The 16,111-nt window shown below is 67.7% G+C and carries 16 protein-coding genes; 10 read left to right on the forward strand and 6 right to left on the reverse strand.

Features of this window, described 5'->3' with window-relative positions:
• Window positions 1–102: 102 nt before the first annotated feature.
• The gene (locus tag MH112_RS05350; RefSeq protein WP_296564915.1) at window positions 103–1,767 is read left to right on the forward strand and encodes a HAMP domain-containing sensor histidine kinase; all 1,665 of its coding nucleotides are present in this window, start codon (window positions 103–105) and stop codon (window positions 1,765–1,767) included.
• Window positions 1,768–1,784: 17 nt separating this feature from the next.
• Here MH112_RS05350 and MH112_RS05355 read toward each other — a convergent pair whose 3' ends face one another.
• On the reverse strand, window positions 1,785–2,684 hold the full coding sequence (locus MH112_RS05355; RefSeq protein ID WP_296564917.1) for a hypothetical protein: 900 nt from the start codon (window positions 2,682–2,684) through the stop codon (window positions 1,785–1,787).
• Window positions 2,685–2,855: 171 nt separating this feature from the next.
• Between MH112_RS05355 and MH112_RS05360 the strand changes: the two genes are divergently transcribed.
• From MH112_RS05360 to MH112_RS05400, 9 genes are all read left to right on the forward strand, one after another.
• The gene (locus MH112_RS05360; protein WP_296564919.1) at window positions 2,856–3,188 is read left to right on the forward strand and encodes a DUF1491 family protein; all 333 of its coding nucleotides are present in this window, start codon (window positions 2,856–2,858) and stop codon (window positions 3,186–3,188) included.
• Window positions 3,189–3,288: 100 nt separating this feature from the next.
• A complete protein-coding gene (locus tag MH112_RS05365; protein WP_296564921.1) occupies window positions 3,289–3,669 on the forward strand; it encodes a hypothetical protein in 381 nt (126 codons plus the stop codon).
• Between the two features lie 55 nt (window positions 3,670–3,724).
• Window positions 3,725–5,320 (forward strand): peptide chain release factor 3, encoded by a 1,596-nt coding sequence (locus MH112_RS05370; RefSeq protein ID WP_296564924.1) that lies wholly within the window; start codon window positions 3,725–3,727, stop codon window positions 5,318–5,320.
• 3 nt (window positions 5,321–5,323) lie between these two features.
• A complete protein-coding gene (locus MH112_RS05375; RefSeq protein WP_296564927.1) occupies window positions 5,324–6,232 on the forward strand; it encodes a class I SAM-dependent methyltransferase in 909 nt (302 codons plus the stop codon).
• Window positions 6,229–6,963, forward strand: coding sequence for a pseudouridine synthase (locus MH112_RS05380; RefSeq protein ID WP_296564930.1), 735 nt, complete (start codon window positions 6,229–6,231; stop codon window positions 6,961–6,963). The genes MH112_RS05375 and MH112_RS05380 overlap by 4 nt, the downstream gene beginning before the upstream one ends.
• Before the next feature lie 178 nt (window positions 6,964–7,141).
• A complete protein-coding gene (locus MH112_RS05385) occupies window positions 7,142–8,521 on the forward strand; it encodes a hypothetical protein (RefSeq protein WP_296564933.1) in 1,380 nt (459 codons plus the stop codon).
• 537 nt (window positions 8,522–9,058) lie between these two features.
• The gene (locus MH112_RS05390) at window positions 9,059–9,856 is read left to right on the forward strand and encodes a formylglycine-generating enzyme family protein (protein WP_296564935.1); all 798 of its coding nucleotides are present in this window, start codon (window positions 9,059–9,061) and stop codon (window positions 9,854–9,856) included.
• The gene (locus MH112_RS05395; protein ID WP_296564938.1) at window positions 9,853–10,698 is read left to right on the forward strand and encodes a hypothetical protein; all 846 of its coding nucleotides are present in this window, start codon (window positions 9,853–9,855) and stop codon (window positions 10,696–10,698) included. The genes MH112_RS05390 and MH112_RS05395 overlap by 4 nt, the downstream gene beginning before the upstream one ends.
• A 131-nt stretch (window positions 10,699–10,829) precedes the next feature.
• A complete protein-coding gene (locus MH112_RS05400; RefSeq protein WP_296564943.1) occupies window positions 10,830–11,639 on the forward strand; it encodes a hypothetical protein in 810 nt (269 codons plus the stop codon).
• A gap of 29 nt (window positions 11,640–11,668) precedes the next feature.
• Here MH112_RS05400 and MH112_RS05405 read toward each other — a convergent pair whose 3' ends face one another.
• The 5 genes from MH112_RS05405 to MH112_RS05425 are packed head-to-tail and all read right to left on the reverse strand — an operon-like array spanning window position 11,669 to window position 16,093.
• Window positions 11,669–12,766 carry a DUF2336 domain-containing protein gene (locus MH112_RS05405; protein WP_296564945.1) on the reverse strand — a complete coding sequence of 366 codons (1,098 nt, stop codon included), beginning with the start codon at window positions 12,764–12,766 and terminating at the stop codon, window positions 11,669–11,671.
• Window positions 12,767–12,774: 8 nt separating this feature from the next.
• Window positions 12,775–13,536, reverse strand: a complete 762-nt coding sequence (locus MH112_RS05410; protein WP_296564948.1) for a hypothetical protein — start codon at window positions 13,534–13,536, stop codon at window positions 12,775–12,777.
• Between the two features lie 37 nt (window positions 13,537–13,573).
• On the reverse strand, window positions 13,574–14,341 hold the full coding sequence (locus MH112_RS05415) for an ABC transporter permease (RefSeq protein ID WP_296564951.1): 768 nt from the start codon (window positions 14,339–14,341) through the stop codon (window positions 13,574–13,576).
• A complete protein-coding gene (locus MH112_RS05420) occupies window positions 14,338–15,090 on the reverse strand; it encodes an ABC transporter ATP-binding protein (RefSeq protein ID WP_296564953.1) in 753 nt (250 codons plus the stop codon). Before MH112_RS05420 ends, MH112_RS05415 begins: the two co-directional genes overlap by 4 nt.
• 10 nt (window positions 15,091–15,100) lie before the next feature.
• On the reverse strand, window positions 15,101–16,093 hold the full coding sequence (locus tag MH112_RS05425) for an ABC transporter substrate-binding protein (protein WP_296564956.1): 993 nt from the start codon (window positions 16,091–16,093) through the stop codon (window positions 15,101–15,103).
• Between the last annotated feature and the right edge of the window lie 18 nt (window positions 16,094–16,111).

A 16,111-nucleotide genomic window follows, 5' to 3' on the forward strand; every position in this document is an offset into this window, starting at 1 on the left:
AGGGGCGAGCGGGCTCGCTACAGGGGGGAGCCAGAGATAGGGTCAGGGGTTGTTAAACAGCGATTCCACCCCGTGAGCGCCAGACTGCGACCCGATCCAAGCATGGACGCCAAGCCCGATCGCCTCACCCGAGGTTCGGCCGCCCCCTCGGCGGAGGCTTTCTGGTGGAGCGCAGGCTGGCTCGCCCTGGTGGCCGGAGGTGCGGCCTTCGTCCTTGCCAGCGGGCCCCTGGGCCGTGCCCTAATCCTTGCCCTGGCCGGCGGGCCTGCCCTTGTGGATCTGTCGCTTCACCTTGCACGGCGTCGTTTCGACCCACGCCTGCGGCTGGTTGTCTGGACCGTCGGGCCGGGTCTGGCGATGCTGCTCAGCGGTGGTGCTCTGGGCCCCCTGGGCGTCTGGTGCCTGGCTCCGCTCTCAGCCAGCCTGATGGCGGGGCGGCCCAAAAGCGCTGCGACCGCCGGTGCGGTGGCGCTAGCCCTTTTTGGACTTGGACTCCTGGTGAGTCTTCTGGGCGGCGGCGGCGGTGTTACCGGACAGGTCGACCTGGTCATGATGGGTGTGGCCCTGGCCACCACTGTGGGGGGATTTGCCCTGGGAGTGGTCAGTCTGCACCGCCGCATCGAGGTGAAGGACCGGGCGCAGGCCGGTGCCCTGGCGCGGCTCCAGCGCCTGCTGAGTGAGCAGCCCGCGCAACTCCTCGACATCCTGCCAGACGGGCGCATCGCCGGTGCCTATGGTCAATCTCTGGCTGGGCAGGATCTGGCTGGCCAGGTCTTCTTCGACTTGGCCCAGCCCCAGGGGCGGCACGAACTGGCCCGAGCCTTCCAGGTCGCCTTGCGGGAGGGTCACGCCGAATTTGCCTTCGCCCCCGCTGCCCATCCGGAAGCCTCGATCGAGGTGCGCCTGCGCCTCGGACGCTCCATGCGACTGGTGGCCCTGCTGACCGATGGTCAGGCCAGGCGCGCACAGGTGGCGGAACTTGAAGCCGCCCGTGCCGAGGCTGAGGCGCAGAACTCGGGCAAGTCGCGCTTCCTGGCCAATATGAGCCACGAATTGCGCACGCCTCTGAACGCCATCATGGGCTTTTCTGACATCATGCGCTCACGGCTGTTTGGGCCCTTGCCCGACCGCTATGGCGAGTATGCCGAGTTGATCCATGAGTCTGGCGGCCATCTGCTCGACCTGATCAACGATGTGCTGGACATGTCCAAGATCGAGGCCGAGCGCTTCGAGCTTAGCCGGGAAGTCTTCGATGGCCGCGAGGCCGTCAACGCTGTGCTGCGCCTGATGCGCGGCCAGGCTGACCGGGCCGGTGTGCAGCTGCGCGGGGTTCTGCCCCGCGAGTCCCTTGAGATCGATGCCGATCGTCGCGCCTTGAAACAGATTGCCCTCAACCTGGTCTCCAATGCGCTGAAGTTCACCCCTCGCCACGGGGCGGTGACCGTCGGCCTGCAGGCGGTGGGGGGCATGATGGAGCTGGTGGTCGCCGACACCGGCATGGGCATGAGCCCGCAGGACCTGGCCCGCGTCGGGCGTCCCTATGAGCAGGCAGGCGACGCTGAACGGCGGGCGGCAGGAACGGGCCTTGGTCTCTCCCTGGTGCGCAGCTTCGCCGAGCTGCATGGGGGCGAGATGATACTGGAGAGTGTCTTGGGCGAGGGCACCACCGTCACCGTGCGGTTGCCCGTGCTGCTGGCACCCTATCAGCTAGGACAGGACCCAGTGCTGAGCCAACCCGAACGGGCCGAGACCCACGCCGAGTCCTAGGGTCAGGCTCTTAGCCTTCAACGCGCTGCCATCTGCAGGAACGCACGACCGACCGCAAAGTCGCCCACTTCCACATAGACCCGGCGTGGGGGGCCTTCAGCGAACAGGAACTCTACCGCCACGGCTTCCCGAGGGTGCAGGGCTGACAGACGTGCGGCGGCCTCCTTGGGGAAGCGGAAGGCCCAGCCGGCGCCCATGGTTTCAGGGCGCAGATCAAGGCCAGCCTTGCTGCGCGCCTCGGCGGCATAGGTTCGAAGCGCCCCTGCCGGTGGCAGCCGCCGGGTCAGATCCTTGTCCCCGCGCAGGTCAAGATACGGTCGGCTGGCCCGGCTTTCATCGCGCAGCACCAGTCGCGCGCCGTAGGGCGCACGGCCGTCCTCGAAACTGGCCAGGGCCAGCAGGACCGGTCGAGTGTCCCGGCCGGCCAGGCCAAACACCATCTGACCGCCGGCAAAGTCTGTCTCCTGCGCAAGGCGCCAGCGGTGCACCTCAGCGCTGGAGGACCGGTCGGCCCGCCAGTCGGCGGTCTCACCGGGATAGGTCATCTGCCGCAGCTTTGCGAAGCCCTGGAAGGCATCGCGGACATGGGCGGCAGCGGCAGAGACTGCCGGCGAGTCGCAGACTACCGTGGCCGCAGAGGCTCGCGCGCGGGCATCGGCTCTAGACAGATCTTCGGCACTGGCCCCACCGCGCATGGCGGCATTTCGGGTCTGCACCCTGCCGGCCTCCAGGGCGGCGCGCAGGCCCGCATCAAAGAAGCCGCAACGGAGATCGGCGGCAGCCATGGCCGTGCGCTCGATATAGAGATCGAGGGGACCGGCAAGCGCAGAGAGCGGCGCAACCAGCAGTCCCGCTGCGGCGACCGCCCCTGCCCACTTCGCCGTCCGACGCCGCGCCGTTTCGCGCCCGATCGTCATACGTCCACCTCACTTCACACCATGTGGCTCTGCGGCCCTCGGTCCACCCTTAGCCCCCGAGCAGTTGTCGTTCGGTTAGCAGCCTCGACTTTCCCACTGCCGCTGCGGGTGGCTTGCAGCCACCCCCGACCCGTGTCCTATGCGGGGCACGTCTTCTGGGAGTGAACCGGCATGATCTTGTCGACCGACGTCTGGGCTGCGGCCCTGATCCGCCGCGCCGAGCTGTCTGGCGGCTTTGGCGTGGTGGCGCGCAAGGGAGACGCCCGGGCCGGCGCTGTCCTGGTCAAGGCGGTCAATCTGTCTGACAAGACGGTCCGGCTCTATACCGAGGCCACTCGGGGCGACGGCGAACGGATCTGGATGCGCCCGACCCTCGCCACCGACGAGCCGGAGGTGGACGCCTATGTCGCCCGCGCCGCCCGCATCGACCCCGACATCTGGGTGGTCGAGGTGGAAGACAAGCAGGGCCGTCATTTCCTCACCGAGCCGGTGGAAGAAACCTGATCTGAGGTCTTGCTGCAGCGTTAACCGGTTTCGTCCACGGAACCGAAAGCCCGGTCGGGGCAGGATGCGCCTTCCCCCGACAGTGTAGGCGTATGGCGCAATGCTCTTCCTCATGAACGACGTGGTGCTCGATCTTTCTGAGATGAAGCTGTCTCCGCGCCTGATGGCCGACCGGTTTCGCGCCCTGTCGTTTCCCGCGATCATGCGTATGGGCCAGGAGCTCTATGCCGAGACCCCTTTGCTGCATGTCGAGCGCCCGAACCGCGCCCGTCGGCTGGCCGCCCTGATCTCGGCCAAGGCCCCGACCATCAATGCGGCCCTGTTCGTGGTTCCAGGCTTTGGGGCCAACCCCCAGGAGGTCAGCATCCGCTTTGCGGAACTGGGCCGAGGCGCTCTGGACGACCTGCTGATCCGTCAGAACCAAGGCCACCTCGACACCCTGGCCTGTGATCGGCAGGTGTGGCGCCGTCTGGCGGCCTGACCCCATCGTCGGCACGCCGTTTGCGTCTGAACGGCAGGCGCGCTAACCCGCGCCCATGACTCAATCTCCTGCCGCCCAGGCCGCGCGCCGCCGCACCTTTGCGATCATCTCCCACCCGGACGCCGGCAAGACCACGCTGACGGAAAACCTGCTGCTGGCCGGCGGGGCGATCCGCGCGGCCGGCCAGGTCCGCGCCCGGGGCGAGAACCGTCGCACCCGGTCGGACTGGATGAAGATCGAGCGCGAGCGGGGCATCTCCGTCTCGGCCAGCGTCATGACCTTCGACCACGACGGGCTGATGTTCAACCTGCTGGACACCCCAGGCCACGAGGACTTTTCCGAAGACACCTACCGCACCCTGACGGCCGCCGACGCCGCGGTCATGGTGCTGGACGCCGCCAAGGGCATTGAGCCGCAGACCTTGAAGCTGTTCGAGGTCTGCCGCCTGCGCGATATCCCCATCGTCACCTTCATCAACAAGATGGACCGGGAGGCCCAGGACCCCTTCGAACTGCTGGACGAGATCTCCACCAAGCTGGCGCTGGATCCCGCGCCCCTCTATTGGCCGGCCGGTTCGGGCGGGCGGTTCAAGGGCATGGTGGACCTGCGCCGGGGCCGCTTCCTGCCGTTTGCCAAGAAGACCGCCGACGAGGACGGCCATCCCGACCCGATCGCGTTTAAGTCCAACGCCGTGGTCTCCTATCTCGACCCGGAGGAACAGGCCGAGGTGGAGGAGGGCGCCATGCTGGTGCAGGAGGCCTCCAAGCCCTTTGACCCGCAGTCCTTCCTGGAAGGCCACATGACCCCGGTGTTCTTCGGCTCGGCCCTTCGCAAGTTCGGGGTCGCCGAGCTGCTCGAGGGTCTGGGTGCCTATGCCCCGCCGCCGCACACCGTTCCGGCGCTTCGGAACGGGGAGACGATCCATGTGGCCCCAGGCGACCGGGAGGTCTCGGGTTTTGTCTTCAAGATCCAGGCAAACATGGATCCCAATCACCGCGACCGGGTGGCCTTTCTGCGGTTGACCTCCGGGCGCTTCAACCGGGGCATGAAGCTGAAGGTGCAGAACACTGGCCGGCAGCTGTCGGTCAATTCGCCGATCATGTTCTTCGCCTCCGACCGGGAACTGGCCGAGGAGGCCTTTGCTGGCGACGTCATCGGCATCCCCAACCACGGGGTTCTGCGGGTGGGCGACAGCTTGTCGGAGACCGGGACCCTGCGGTTTGCCGGTCTGCCCAACTTCGCCCCGGAAATCCTCCAGCGGGTGCGGGTCAAGGATCCGCTGAAGGCCAAACACCTGAAGAAGGCTCTGGAGGGCCTTGCCGAGGAGGGCGTTACCCAGCTGTTCCGCCCCAACATCGGGGCCGACTTCATCGTTGGCGCGGTGGGCCAGCTGCAGTTCGAAGTGATGGCTGACCGCCTGGCCAACGAATATCAGCTGGAGGTGGCCTTTGAGCCCGCCCCCTATGCCGAAGCCCGCTGGCTGGGCGGCGAGGCGGTCGATGTGGAGGACTTCGCGGGCAAGCATCGCGGGGCCATGGCCAGCGACATCGACGCCCAGCCTGTCTTTCTGGCCAAGTCGACCTGGGAGATTGGCTATGTGGCCGAGCGCTATCCCAAGGTCCGGTTCGAGCGCTCGAAGGAACGGGCCTGAGCCATGACCACAGAGGCTGTCTATGGCCTGCCACCGCGGGAACTGGCCGAAGTCAGCTCTGGCGCGGCGCAGGTCTCGCCGCTGATCCCGGGCTCTGCGACCCTTGAAGAGTTCGCCGACCAGTCGCTGGACCGGGTCACCGTCCTGGCCCCGCCGGGCACGGTGGAGCGCCGCTATGTCCTGGCCCAGGCGCTGCGGGCCTTGAAGGTGGACGGCGCCCTGGTCGCCCTGGCGCCCAAGGCCAAGGGTGGTTCCCGCCTGGCCAAGGAGTTGAAGGCGTTCGGTCTGGAAGTCGCCGAGGACGCTCGACGCCATCACCGCATCTGTGAGGTCTTGCGCCCAGCCGCACCTGACCTGATGGAGGCCATGGTGTCTGGTGCCCCGCGCCTTTCGGAGTCTCTTGGCCTTTGGACCCAGCCCGGTGTCTTCAGCTGGGACCGGATCGATCCTGGCACAGCCCTGCTGCTTGGCCGCCTCCCGGCTCAGTCTGGGGTCGGCGCCGATTTCGGCTGCGGCCTTGGCCTGCTGGCCCATGGGGTTCTGGCCTCGCCCGCCGTTACGCGCCTGACCCTCATCGATATCGACCGCCGGGCCGTGGACTGCGCCCGGCGCAACGTGAACGACCCCCGGGTCGACGTGGTCTGGGCCGATATTCGCGCCACAGGATCAGGGTTGAAGGATCTCGACTTCGTGGTGATGAACCCCCCGTTCCATGACGGGGGTGCCGAAGACCGGGCCCTGGGCGCAGCCTTCATCGCCCAGGCTGCCAGCGCGCTGCGGCATGGGGGCAAGCTGCTGATGGTGGCCAACCGCCATCTGCCCTATGAGCGCCCCCTCGCCGACAGCTTCGGGTCCAAGGTCAAGCTCCTGGCCGAGGAGGGCGGCTACAAGCTCTATGAGGCGCGCCGGTGAGCAAGGTCCCGATGGCCCGGCTGGATCGCCTGCTGGCCAATCTGGGCTACGGGTCAAGGCGGGAGGTCCAGGGCCTGGTCCGCAAGGGTGCGGTGGTCTTTGACGGCGTTGCCATCAGCGATGGCGGCCAGAAAGTCGCAGTGGTGGCCGACCTTCCAGCTCGCCTGACCGTTGAGGGGGTGCCGGTCGATCCCCCTGCGCCGCTGACCCTCATCATGCACAAGCCCTTAGGCGTGGTCTGTTCCCATCGTGAGCCGGGCCGCAGCGTCTATGAGTTGCTGCCCCGGCGCTGGCGGGCGCGGATGCCCGGTCTCTCGACCATTGGCCGCCTGGACCTCGATACCACAGGGCTCCTGCTGATCACCGACGATGGTCCCCTGCTGCACCGGGTCATCGCCCCCCGTAGCCAGGTGGCCAAGCGCTATGTGGCGCGGCTGGCCAGGCCCCTGCGGGGAGACGAGGCGGCCATATTCGCTGCAGGAACCCTTGTGCTGGAGTCCGAGGCCGAGCCCCTGGCGCCGGCGGTCCTTGAGCCCCTTTCCGACCACGAGGCGCGCCTGACCATCACCGAGGGGCGCTATCACCAGGTGCGGCGGATGTTCGCAGCTGTCGGCAACCATGTGGAAGCCCTGCACCGGGACCAGATCGGTGCCCTGTCCCTGCCGCAAGACCTTGCGCCGGGCGGCTGGCGCATCCTTCATCCCGAAGAGCAGACAGCAGTTTTCGCCTGAGTCAGGCGTGCGCTCAGCTTTGCAAACTAATCCATTTTGCTAGGGACCGATAAGGTTCCGTTAACCATGTTGACGAGTTAATCACTTGTTAATCGTCGCGGCTCCGGCTTTGCTCTGTCTCATCTGAACCCGCGCGGGGCGTCCCGCGCTGGGACTCTGATGGACGGAGTGGCGCGGCATGTTCGAGTTCGGCCGGGAGCTGAAGCGGATTTTCGGCGGGCAGGGTGCCTGGCGGCCGACCCGCGATGGGCTGGCCGGCGGCGACGCGACTCTGCTTGAATTGCTGGATCTCACCCTGCTGCACAACGAAGGCCGGGCCGCAGACATGGCCGCTGGCCGTGTGAGCGGCAAGGACAAGCCCCAGCGTCAGCTGGAAGCCGCCATTGTCTGGCGCGAAGTCGCCCGCCGGTCCGGGGACGCGGCCATGCTGCGTAAGGCCGCCGCCCAGGCCGAGGCCGCCGCCAAGACCTTTGACCGTGACCGTCGGCCCGAAGGCTGGGCCCGTGCCCGCTGCGAACAGGGCTTCTGTACCCTCCTGGGGGCGGAACTGTTTGGCGACGAAGGCCTCGATGCCGCCGCTGAGGTCGCCTTCCGTGAAGCCCGCGAAGCTGCAAAGGGGGGGCTCGCCGGCCCGCTGGCAGAGGTGGGGTTGGCCCTTATCGAAGGCCGTCGGCGCATGAGTCTGGGGGACGCTCAGGCGGCCCGGGTCACAGCTGCCCGTTTCTCCGCGCCGATCGCCGAGCTGCAGATCCTGGCCCGCCGCTGTTCGGCCGCCCACCTGTTGATTGCGGAGGCCCGTACCCTTCGCGCTGACATGATGGCCGGCTGGGGCGCTCGACTGAAGGATCAGGACTTGTTGCAGGTGGCCTTGGATGAGGCCGCCGAGGTCGCCCGGGGCCTCGACGGGGCCTATGAGCCCTTGGCCCATGCCCGGGCAGCCGGTCTGCGCGGTCAGATCCTGGCGCTGATGGGAGAGGTCAACGGCGAGATCGAACAGATCCTGGAGTCGGTCACCTGCCTGGCCGACGTGGTCGAGGACCTGTCCCGCGACCATAGCCCCATGGACTGGGCCCGGAGCCAGGCCAGCCTGGGTCTGGCCCTCCAGATTCTCGGCGAAGCCACAGCCGGTGAGCGGGCCTTTGAGCAGGCGGTCACCTGCTATGAGCGGGCTGGCCTGGTGCTGGCCGAAGTCCCGGGCCTGGCCCTTCGCGCCGAGGTGTCCAATGGCCGGGCCCTCTGCCTGGCCCGTTCGGCTGAGCTGTCTGGCGATCTCGCTGTGCTCGACGCTGCCGAGGCGGCGTTCAAGATCGAGCTGTCCCATCGTCGGGCCAAGACCGATCCGGTGAGCTGGGCCCTGGCCCAGGTCAATCTGGCCCGCATCTATGAGGCCCGCCTCGACATCACCGGCAAGGACCGCGGTGAACGGGCCTCCGCCGCCCTGGCCCTTCAGGCGGCTCTGGATGTCTTTGCCGAAGAGGGCCTGCGCTCCTTCACCCTGATCGCTATCGACGCCATGGAGCGCCTGCGCATCCGCGCCATCCCCCGCGACGGGGTCTAAGCGCCGCGTAGTGGGCCGTTCATCTGCGCTTCATGTCGACTCCCTGCGAATGAGGCTTGTCGCCCGTAGCGTCAGGCGATGATCATCACCTAACTGGGGTGGTCAGCTGGTTTGCGGGGGGAGGCCGATGCGGCAGTCACGATTTGGACCGATCGGGCGAGGACGGCCCGGGTTCAGGCGGTGGCCTGCGCCTCTGGCGGCCAGCGCCATGGCCCTGGGGCTCTCCGCCTGCGCCACAGACCCGGCCTTCTTGGAGGGCCTGGCCCTGGCCACAAGCGCCATGGCGGCCGGAACCGCGCAACTGGCCGAGGAAACCCGCTGCGTCCGGCATGTCTCCCTAAATGGCGAAGTGACTACCTTATGCCCATTGCCCCCAGGCGTGGTGGCCCGGCCGCCCTACCTTGGCCCCTCGCCCCATGACCGCCATCGGCACTACGACCGATGGGAGGGCGGCGACGGCCGTCATTGGGACAAGGACCGGCGGGAACGCTCGGACCGAGACCGTGACAGGAACCCTTATTGATTTCGCTGACGATTATGACGACGGCCCTGCTGATGGCCCCGGCAGGGGCGGCGCAGACCGCACCTGCTGTTGGGGAGCTGTTCCGTGACTGTGCGCAGGTCTGTCCCGAGATGGTGGTGATCCCTTCCGGCAGTTTCCTCATGGGCTCCGAACCGGGCGCTGGCGAGGCCAATGAAAGCCCACAGGAACGGCAGACCCTTGATCGGCCCCTCGCCGTGGGACGTTTCGAAGTCACGTTCGACGAGTGGGACGCCTGCCTCGCCGATGGCGTCTGCACAGCGCCCTGGAGCCAGGATGAGCCAGGATGGGGCCGTGGGCGCCGACCCGTGATCCAGGTCGACTGGAATGAGGCTCAGACCTATGTCGGCTGGCTATCTGACCGAACCGGCCGGACCTACCGCCTGCTCAGCGAGGTGGAGTGGGAATATGCGGCAAGGGCTGGAACCTCGGGCCTGCACCATACAGGCGAGGCGATCACCCCGGCGGACGCCAACTATGAGCGCAGCGGACTTCGCCGCACGGTGCCCGTGGGGAGCTACCCGGCGAACGCCTTTGGTCTGCACGACATGCTGGGCAATGTATGGGAGTGGGTGGCCGACTGCTATGACGCCAGCCCCACCCCTGCCCATGGTGGCACCAGCAAAGACGACAAGGCCTGCAGCCTGCGGGTCATGCGCGGCGGTGGCGGGGCCTCCCCAGCCGAGGATGTGAGATCGGCGCGACGCAGTCAGATGAGCATCGGCATGCGGACCAATGATCTCGGCTTTCGAGTGGCCCGCGACCTTGGCCTGCCGTCAGAGCTGAAGCCATGAGCGTAGCTTCCGGCGCAGGGCGACGGGTCCTGGCCCTGGCGCTTGGCCTTGGTCTGGTCTTCCAGACTGCCGCCCCTGTGCCCGTCTTTGCTCAGCCGGCGGCCGTCACGCCGGCATCCGGACCGCCCCCCAGAACCCAGTGCGCCCGACTGGCCAACCTCGACTGGCGTCGACTGCAGGCTGATCTGGTTAGAACCGTGGACGAGGTGAGTGCGGATGAGGCCCGACTGACACCTTATCTGGCCCGTGCAACCCTCCCTGAAGGCACTGATTTGAGGCCCTCGGATGAGGCGCTGATCATCGTTCGGGCCTTTATCCCGCCCTATCGCCACTATCAGATCGAGGACAGGGCGGTGGCCTGGCGGGAGCCTGACGGCCAGTGGTGGTTCTGGCGACAGAGGATCGACTGGGCGGCTCCGCCGCCGCCCCCGCCGCCCCCGCCAGCGGATCCGCTGGCCGCCGCCCAATGGACCTCGCCCCCGCCGCCCAGCATCGATGAGCGCTTTCCTCCCAGCAGCGGGAAGCTGGGCGCCATCGCCGCAGCCGCGATGGAGTCGGCCTGGTCAGACCCCTGCCGGGCCTGGGAGCCGGCACAGCCCCGTTCGCCGCTACCCCTTCGCCGTCCGGAACCGGGGAGTGATCGTCGGGAGCGGGCTTGTCCCCACGGGGCGGTGCCGATCATCGGCGAGATCACCGAGGCCGGGCGGCCCGCTCAGCTGCATGTCTATCCCTGCGACATGGACTTCAGTGCGCGTCTGCTGCTGACCCACGCCGCCTATGCTACGCGCCCATCAGCCGCCGAAGACCGGGTCATGGTCAGGCTTGGGGAGGCGACGGAATGAGCCGCGCGGGACTCTCGTGGGTGGTCCCCGCCATCATGTTTGGGGTGATATTCTGCCTTGGCCTTGGATCATCGACCGCTCAGGCGTCGGAGGGTGCGAGCGGCCGATCCCCAGCCTCGTTGGAGCGTCTGATGACCGCCGCCGAGGCCGGCGAGCCTGCTGCCTTGGCCGCTGTGGGGGAATATCAGCAGTTTGGCTGGGGCGGACTCTCCCCTGACGAGGCTGCGGCCCTGGACTGGTATCGCAGGGCGGCGGCGGCCGGAAATGCCCGCGGCGCTCTTCGTCTGGGGCTCTTCTATAACGGCGGTCTCGGAGGGTTGACCCGCAACCAAGCTGAAGCCCGGCGCTGGTTCAGCCAGGCGGCGGAAGGCGGCGAGCCCTGGGCGATGCAGCACCTGGCCTCATACTATCAGCAAGGTCTAGGCGGGCTGCCCCAGGACAGATCACGCGCCTTGCACTGGCGCCGGCAGGCCGCTGAGGGGGGAGTCGGTGAGGCCATGCGCGCCCTGGGCTCCGCCTATGAGATCGGCGAGGGTGGTCTGAGCATTGACCTGGCTGTAGCCCTGGACTGGTACCGCCGCGCCCAAGCGGCCGGGGATCCGCGAGCCGGTGTTGAGGTCGAGCGCCTGGAGCGCCTGGCCCGTCTGAGCGAGCTCGTCTGTCTGGCCTATATCGATGATGGTCTGGCAGACCTGCGGGCTGAACGGGCAGTTTTGGACGCTCTTCCCGCCCTGCCGCGGTTTGCCAGCGCGGAGGCGAGGGCTCGCCTGGACGGGGTTGGTCGGGACATTGCGGCCGAGATGCGCGCGCTTGAATCGGCCCGGGAGCCCTTCGCTGGCCTTGGCCAGATCACTGACCTGGACCGCTATCATATCCGGCAGCGGCCGTCCGAAACGGGCACTGTCATCGCCGCGCGTTGTCTCAGCCCGACAGGTTCCTGAAGTCAGCCAACGGCCTGAAGGGCTATGGCTCAGGCGGCGGCCACGTCACCGGTCTGGCGGCGGACGCGCCAGAAGCGAATGGTCCGCTGGGCGGCTTCCTGCGGAAGAGCCTCATAGAGCTCGCCATACTCGCGGGCCCGGCCCATGGCATTGGTTTCCCGGTCGAGGATCAGCACCGCGAAGGTCAGGTAAAGTGACCGATCAAAGCTGGCCGCCTTGCAGACGATCGAAAGGGCGTCGAGGTCACGGCGCTCAAGGATTCTCCGGGCGGTCCCAAAATCGATATCAGCCAGTTCGCACAAGGCGACCAGGAACTTGGTGGTCTCGCGGTTACGCAGGAATCCGGCCAGCACCGGCGGGGTGATCCCGCCCCGCAGTTTGAGCAGGCGAACGGCGCGTTCGGCGTCCTCGAAGTCGTCCGGCAGGGCCCCGTCCCGGGTGGCGAGGCTCTTGCGTCCGGCAGCCAGGGCTTGTTCCAGCGCCTCGGGATCGACCTCGCTGTTGCGCTCGCGGATCGCGTCGCGCAGCTTGGCTTCGACCACGAAGTACATTTCGTTCAGCAGGTCCATTGGGACCGCGCGACGCCGCACAATGGCCGCATGGAGGGCGGTATTGGCGGCCGCCCGATCAATGACCCGTTCGTGGGACTCCCGCGACAGGGTCGCTCCATCATTGCGCAGCAGCGTATCCAGGGTCTGGTCATCCCCCCGTTCGACGATCGCCTCCGACACGGCAGCGGACACGGTGGGCCGCTGACTGATGGCCCGCAGGTGATCCTGGCCACGGGTGTGGGCGACTGCCAGCAGGTCATCGTCCGTCAGGGCCGACGAGCCAGTCAGGATAGGCTCGGCGACGGCGATTGAAGTGTCCCGCGCCAGATCCCGCAGCAGGTGTCGCGGCGGAGCCGAGGCGGCCGAGAGACGGCGGGAGAGCTCCTCGCGGACAGCCTCCTCCATGTCGCTGGCCAACTGGCCCATCACATCATCGAATAGATTGAGCTCAGAGCTGGCGTGTAGCCCGTCGCCGGCGAAGAACAGGTCGGTCACCCCGCGCAACAGCTCTCGCCGTCGGGCGCTGGAGGGCTCATTGGCCAGGGAGATCAGGTCGTGCAGCTTGGACGTGGACATGTTGCGTCTCAGAACTGGCGGTCTAGGCCCTGGGCGGGGTCTTCGGCGTCGTCCGGTTCATTGGGCGAAGAAGAAGGGCCGACCAGTATGTAATTGTCCCCGATAGGGGGCGGCGGAATGGCGTCGGGAGTCATCCCGTAGGCCCGGTGCAGCGAATAGAGATGCGCACCCCCAGATCTGACGCCGGGGGTTGGTGCCGGGGCTGGGGCGGCCTGTGGCGGCGATGCGGGCGATGTCATCTGCGGTGCCTGCGCCCATTGCTGAACGGGCGCTTGCGGCTGCGGTGCCGTCGTTCCGTAGATGGAGGTCGGCAGGGGCCCCTGCGGTGGGCCGCCCAGGAGGTCGGGGGCAGGCAGGGGCGCTGCAGCTAGGGCTTGCGGCGGCAACGGGCCCTGCGCCGCACCTTGCGGCTGAACCTGAGGCGGTATGGGCGCCATGACTGCGGCGGGCGATGGGGCTGTTGGCCCGAAGGGCGCTATGGGGGCCGCCTGCGGGGCGGATTGCAGCGCCAGCTGGGGTATGAACTGCCGGGCCAGGGCCATGGGTTCAGGGCGGGCATAGGCCGCCGGAGCGCTGGTTGTTGACCCGCCGCGCTTACCAGCCCAGCTCAACATCGGTCCGGAGTGGGCATTGGGTCCAGCTGGGCCGCCGAAAGCGCTGGCAGGGGGCGGGCCATAGCGGTCCTGGCTCACCGTCTGGGCCAGGGCCGGGACGGCGCTCGCCAGCGCAAGGCCAGCAGACAGGGCAACGGAGGCGATGGACAGACTCATGGCCGTCCCGTTCTAGGTTAGTCGGCTTAACCTGCGACTAACGGCCACGCCACCAGCGAAGGCCCGAGCGCTCGAGCCGGGCCAGTCCCGCATAGAGCAGGGCACCCATGAGCCCAAGGACCACCAAGGCGGCGAACATGCGGGCGGTCTGCAGGCGGTTTCCGGCCTCCAGAATGCGCCAGGCCAGGCCCTGGGCACCGCCCGATCCGGCGACAAACTCCGCGACCACGGCCCCGATCAGGGCAAGGCCCGCGGCGACCTTGTGGCCTTCCAGCAGGAAGGGGACGGCTGACGGAAGGCGCAGGCGCAACAGCCGCTTCACCCGGCCTGCGCCGTAGAGATCAAACAACCGCTCCAGGTCGGGATCGGCAGCCTTCAGGCCCGTGACCGCCCCGGAGAATATGGGGAAAAACGCCACGACCGCCGCCAGGGCGATGATGGCCCGTTCGGGATGGTCGATCCCCGCCCAGATCACCACCAACGGCGCGATGGCGACCACCGGCGTCACCTGAAGCACCACCGCCAGGGGCTTGATGGCCCGCTCAAGGATCGGACTGAGCGCCACCAGCAAGGCCAACAGTTGAGCCGTCAAGCTGGCCATGATGAGGGCCGCCAGCGCCATGGTCAGGGTGTTGCCGGCTGATATCAGCAGGGTCGGGGCGTCGGTCCAAAGACTGGCGATCACCGCGCTGGGGGTGGGCAGGAAATAGGCCGGAATCTCCAGCGCCCGGCAGGCGATCTCCCAGCCCGCCAGCAGAACGACAATCAGGGCAAGGGGCGCAAGGAGATCGAGCAGTCGCCTCATGGGGCCATCTCCATGCCCTTGGCCAGCACCCGCGATACCGCCTCAACCGTGGCGCGGAAGGCCTCGGTGGTGCGGAAACCCTCAGGGCGCGGGGCAGGGCCAGCCACGGTCAGTTCGCCGGCGATCTTGCCCGGGCCACGGCTGAACACCACCACGCGGCTGGCCATGTAGACGGCTTCTTCGACGCTGTGGGTGACGAAGATGATGGCCGGCCGGGTCTCTGCCCACAGGCGCAGGACATCGTCGGCCAGCGACCTGCGCGTGATTTCATCAAGGGCGGCAAAGGGCTCGTCCAGCAGCAGCAGGCGCGGCTCGGTGACCAGGGCACGGGCCAGCGACACCCGCATGGCCATGCCGCCAGACAGCTGTGCGGGTCGCGCATTCGTCGCAGCGGCCAGACCGACCCGCCCCAGAGCCGCCTCAGCCCGGTCCCGAGCGGTGGCGCGGGGTAGCCCTGACAGTTCGAGGGGCAGGGCGACATTGTCTAGGGCCGACAGCCAAGGTGCCAAGGTCGGGGCCTGGAACACCACCGAGGTTTCACCCCGGCCAGCGGTGCGACGAACCCCCCCTCGTGTGGGGGCCTCCAGACCCGCCAGGAGGCGCAGAGCCGTGGACTTGCCGCAGCCCGACGGGCCTACCAGGGCGGTGATCTGACCTGGCGCGAGACCAAGGTCGATTGGGCCAAGGGCAAGGCTTCCCCCGCCATATTCAACCTCGACCTGCGCCAGTTCGGCGACGAACGGCTCCATCAATGGCGACCTAGGGCAGGAAGTCGAGGGTGTAGGCCGAGCGGGCATCCAGGTCGGCCGGATAGACCCCCTGCGCCTTGGCCATATCGATGAATTCGTTCCAGCGGGCCTCGGTCATCTGGCCGGTCAGGGCAGGATCACCGCCATCGACGATACCGTAGGACTTCAGCTTTGCCCGAGCCTGATCCAGCACGTCCTGCGTCATCTCGGGGTTATCGGCCTTGATCAAGGCGTCGCCTGGCGACGGGTCGCCGTCCAGATAGGACCTCCAGCCCGCGATACTGGCCTCGACAAAGGCGCGGACGGCTTCGGGATTCTCGGCGATCAACGGGTCCCGCGCCAGGACCATGGTCGCATAGCCAGGATAGCCGTTGTCGGCCAGGAGGAAGACCTGCGGGGTGAAGCCCGCCTCTTTCTCGATCGTATAGGGCTCCGAGGTGACATAGCCCTGCTGGGCGACGCGCTTGTCCGACAGGAAGGGCGCGGCGTTGAAGGTGTACTTGCGGACCTGATCATCGGTGAAACCGTACTTGGCCTTCAGCCACACCCAGAAGGCCGTGACCGAAGCGTCCGACAGCAGGATCGGCCGACCTTTCAGGTCCTCGATGGTCTCGATCCCCTGATCAGGGTGGGCGATGAGGACCTGGGGATCCTTCTGCATGAAGGCGGCCACGGCCTTCACCGGAGCCTTCTCCTGGGCCAGGTTCAGAACAATGAAGCTGTTGGAGCCCATGCCCATGTCGACCGCGCCGGCCGCCAGAAGCTGCGGGACGTTCACCCCTGGCCCGCCCTGGACGATCTCGACCTTCAGGCCCCGCTTCTCATATTCGCCCGTGGCCAGCGCCTGGTAAAAACCGCCGTGCTCCGCCTGAGCGCGCCAATCGGTGGCGAAACGGACCGTGGTCAAGCCCTCTGCGCCGGTGACCTCGTCTGTGTCTGTTGCCGGCGCGCAGGCGCAGGCCAAGGCGGCCAAAGCAATGGCGAAGTGGCGCAGCAGCTTCATGATCGACCCCCGGAATCC

The sequence above is a fragment of the Phenylobacterium sp. genome, assembly GCF_022402485.1.
In the GTDB taxonomy this organism is placed as follows: domain Bacteria; phylum Pseudomonadota; class Alphaproteobacteria; order Caulobacterales; family Caulobacteraceae; genus Phenylobacterium.

What these genes read in the sequence shown, in the direction of transcription:
- MH112_RS05395 (WP_296564938.1), top strand. Translation starts at nt 9,853, where the DNA reads ATGAGCGTAGCTTCCGGCGCAGGGCGACGGGTCCTGGCCCTGGCGCTT.
- MH112_RS05425 (WP_296564956.1), bottom strand. Translation starts at nt 16,093, where the DNA reads ATGAAGCTGCTGCGCCACTTCGCCATTGCTTTGGCCGCCTTGGCCTGC.
- MH112_RS05375 (WP_296564927.1), top strand. Translation starts at nt 5,324, where the DNA reads ATGACCACAGAGGCTGTCTATGGCCTGCCACCGCGGGAACTGGCCGAA.
- MH112_RS05410 (WP_296564948.1), bottom strand. Translation starts at nt 13,536, where the DNA reads ATGAGTCTGTCCATCGCCTCCGTTGCCCTGTCTGCTGGCCTTGCGCTG.
- MH112_RS05360 (WP_296564919.1), top strand. Translation starts at nt 2,856, where the DNA reads ATGATCTTGTCGACCGACGTCTGGGCTGCGGCCCTGATCCGCCGCGCC.
- MH112_RS05350 (WP_296564915.1), top strand. Translation starts at nt 103, where the DNA reads ATGGACGCCAAGCCCGATCGCCTCACCCGAGGTTCGGCCGCCCCCTCG.
- MH112_RS05415 (WP_296564951.1), bottom strand. Translation starts at nt 14,341, where the DNA reads ATGAGGCGACTGCTCGATCTCCTTGCGCCCCTTGCCCTGATTGTCGTT.
- MH112_RS05405 (WP_296564945.1), bottom strand. Translation starts at nt 12,766, where the DNA reads ATGTCCACGTCCAAGCTGCACGACCTGATCTCCCTGGCCAATGAGCCC.
- MH112_RS05355 (WP_296564917.1), bottom strand. Translation starts at nt 2,684, where the DNA reads ATGACGATCGGGCGCGAAACGGCGCGGCGTCGGACGGCGAAGTGGGCA.
- MH112_RS05400 (WP_296564943.1), top strand. Translation starts at nt 10,830, where the DNA reads ATGACCGCCGCCGAGGCCGGCGAGCCTGCTGCCTTGGCCGCTGTGGGG.
- MH112_RS05385 (WP_296564933.1), top strand. Translation starts at nt 7,142, where the DNA reads ATGTTCGAGTTCGGCCGGGAGCTGAAGCGGATTTTCGGCGGGCAGGGT.
- MH112_RS05365 (WP_296564921.1), top strand. Translation starts at nt 3,289, where the DNA reads ATGCTCTTCCTCATGAACGACGTGGTGCTCGATCTTTCTGAGATGAAG.
- MH112_RS05370 (WP_296564924.1), top strand. Translation starts at nt 3,725, where the DNA reads ATGACTCAATCTCCTGCCGCCCAGGCCGCGCGCCGCCGCACCTTTGCG.
- MH112_RS05390 (WP_296564935.1), top strand. Translation starts at nt 9,059, where the DNA reads ATGACGACGGCCCTGCTGATGGCCCCGGCAGGGGCGGCGCAGACCGCA.
- MH112_RS05420 (WP_296564953.1), bottom strand. Translation starts at nt 15,090, where the DNA reads ATGGAGCCGTTCGTCGCCGAACTGGCGCAGGTCGAGGTTGAATATGGC.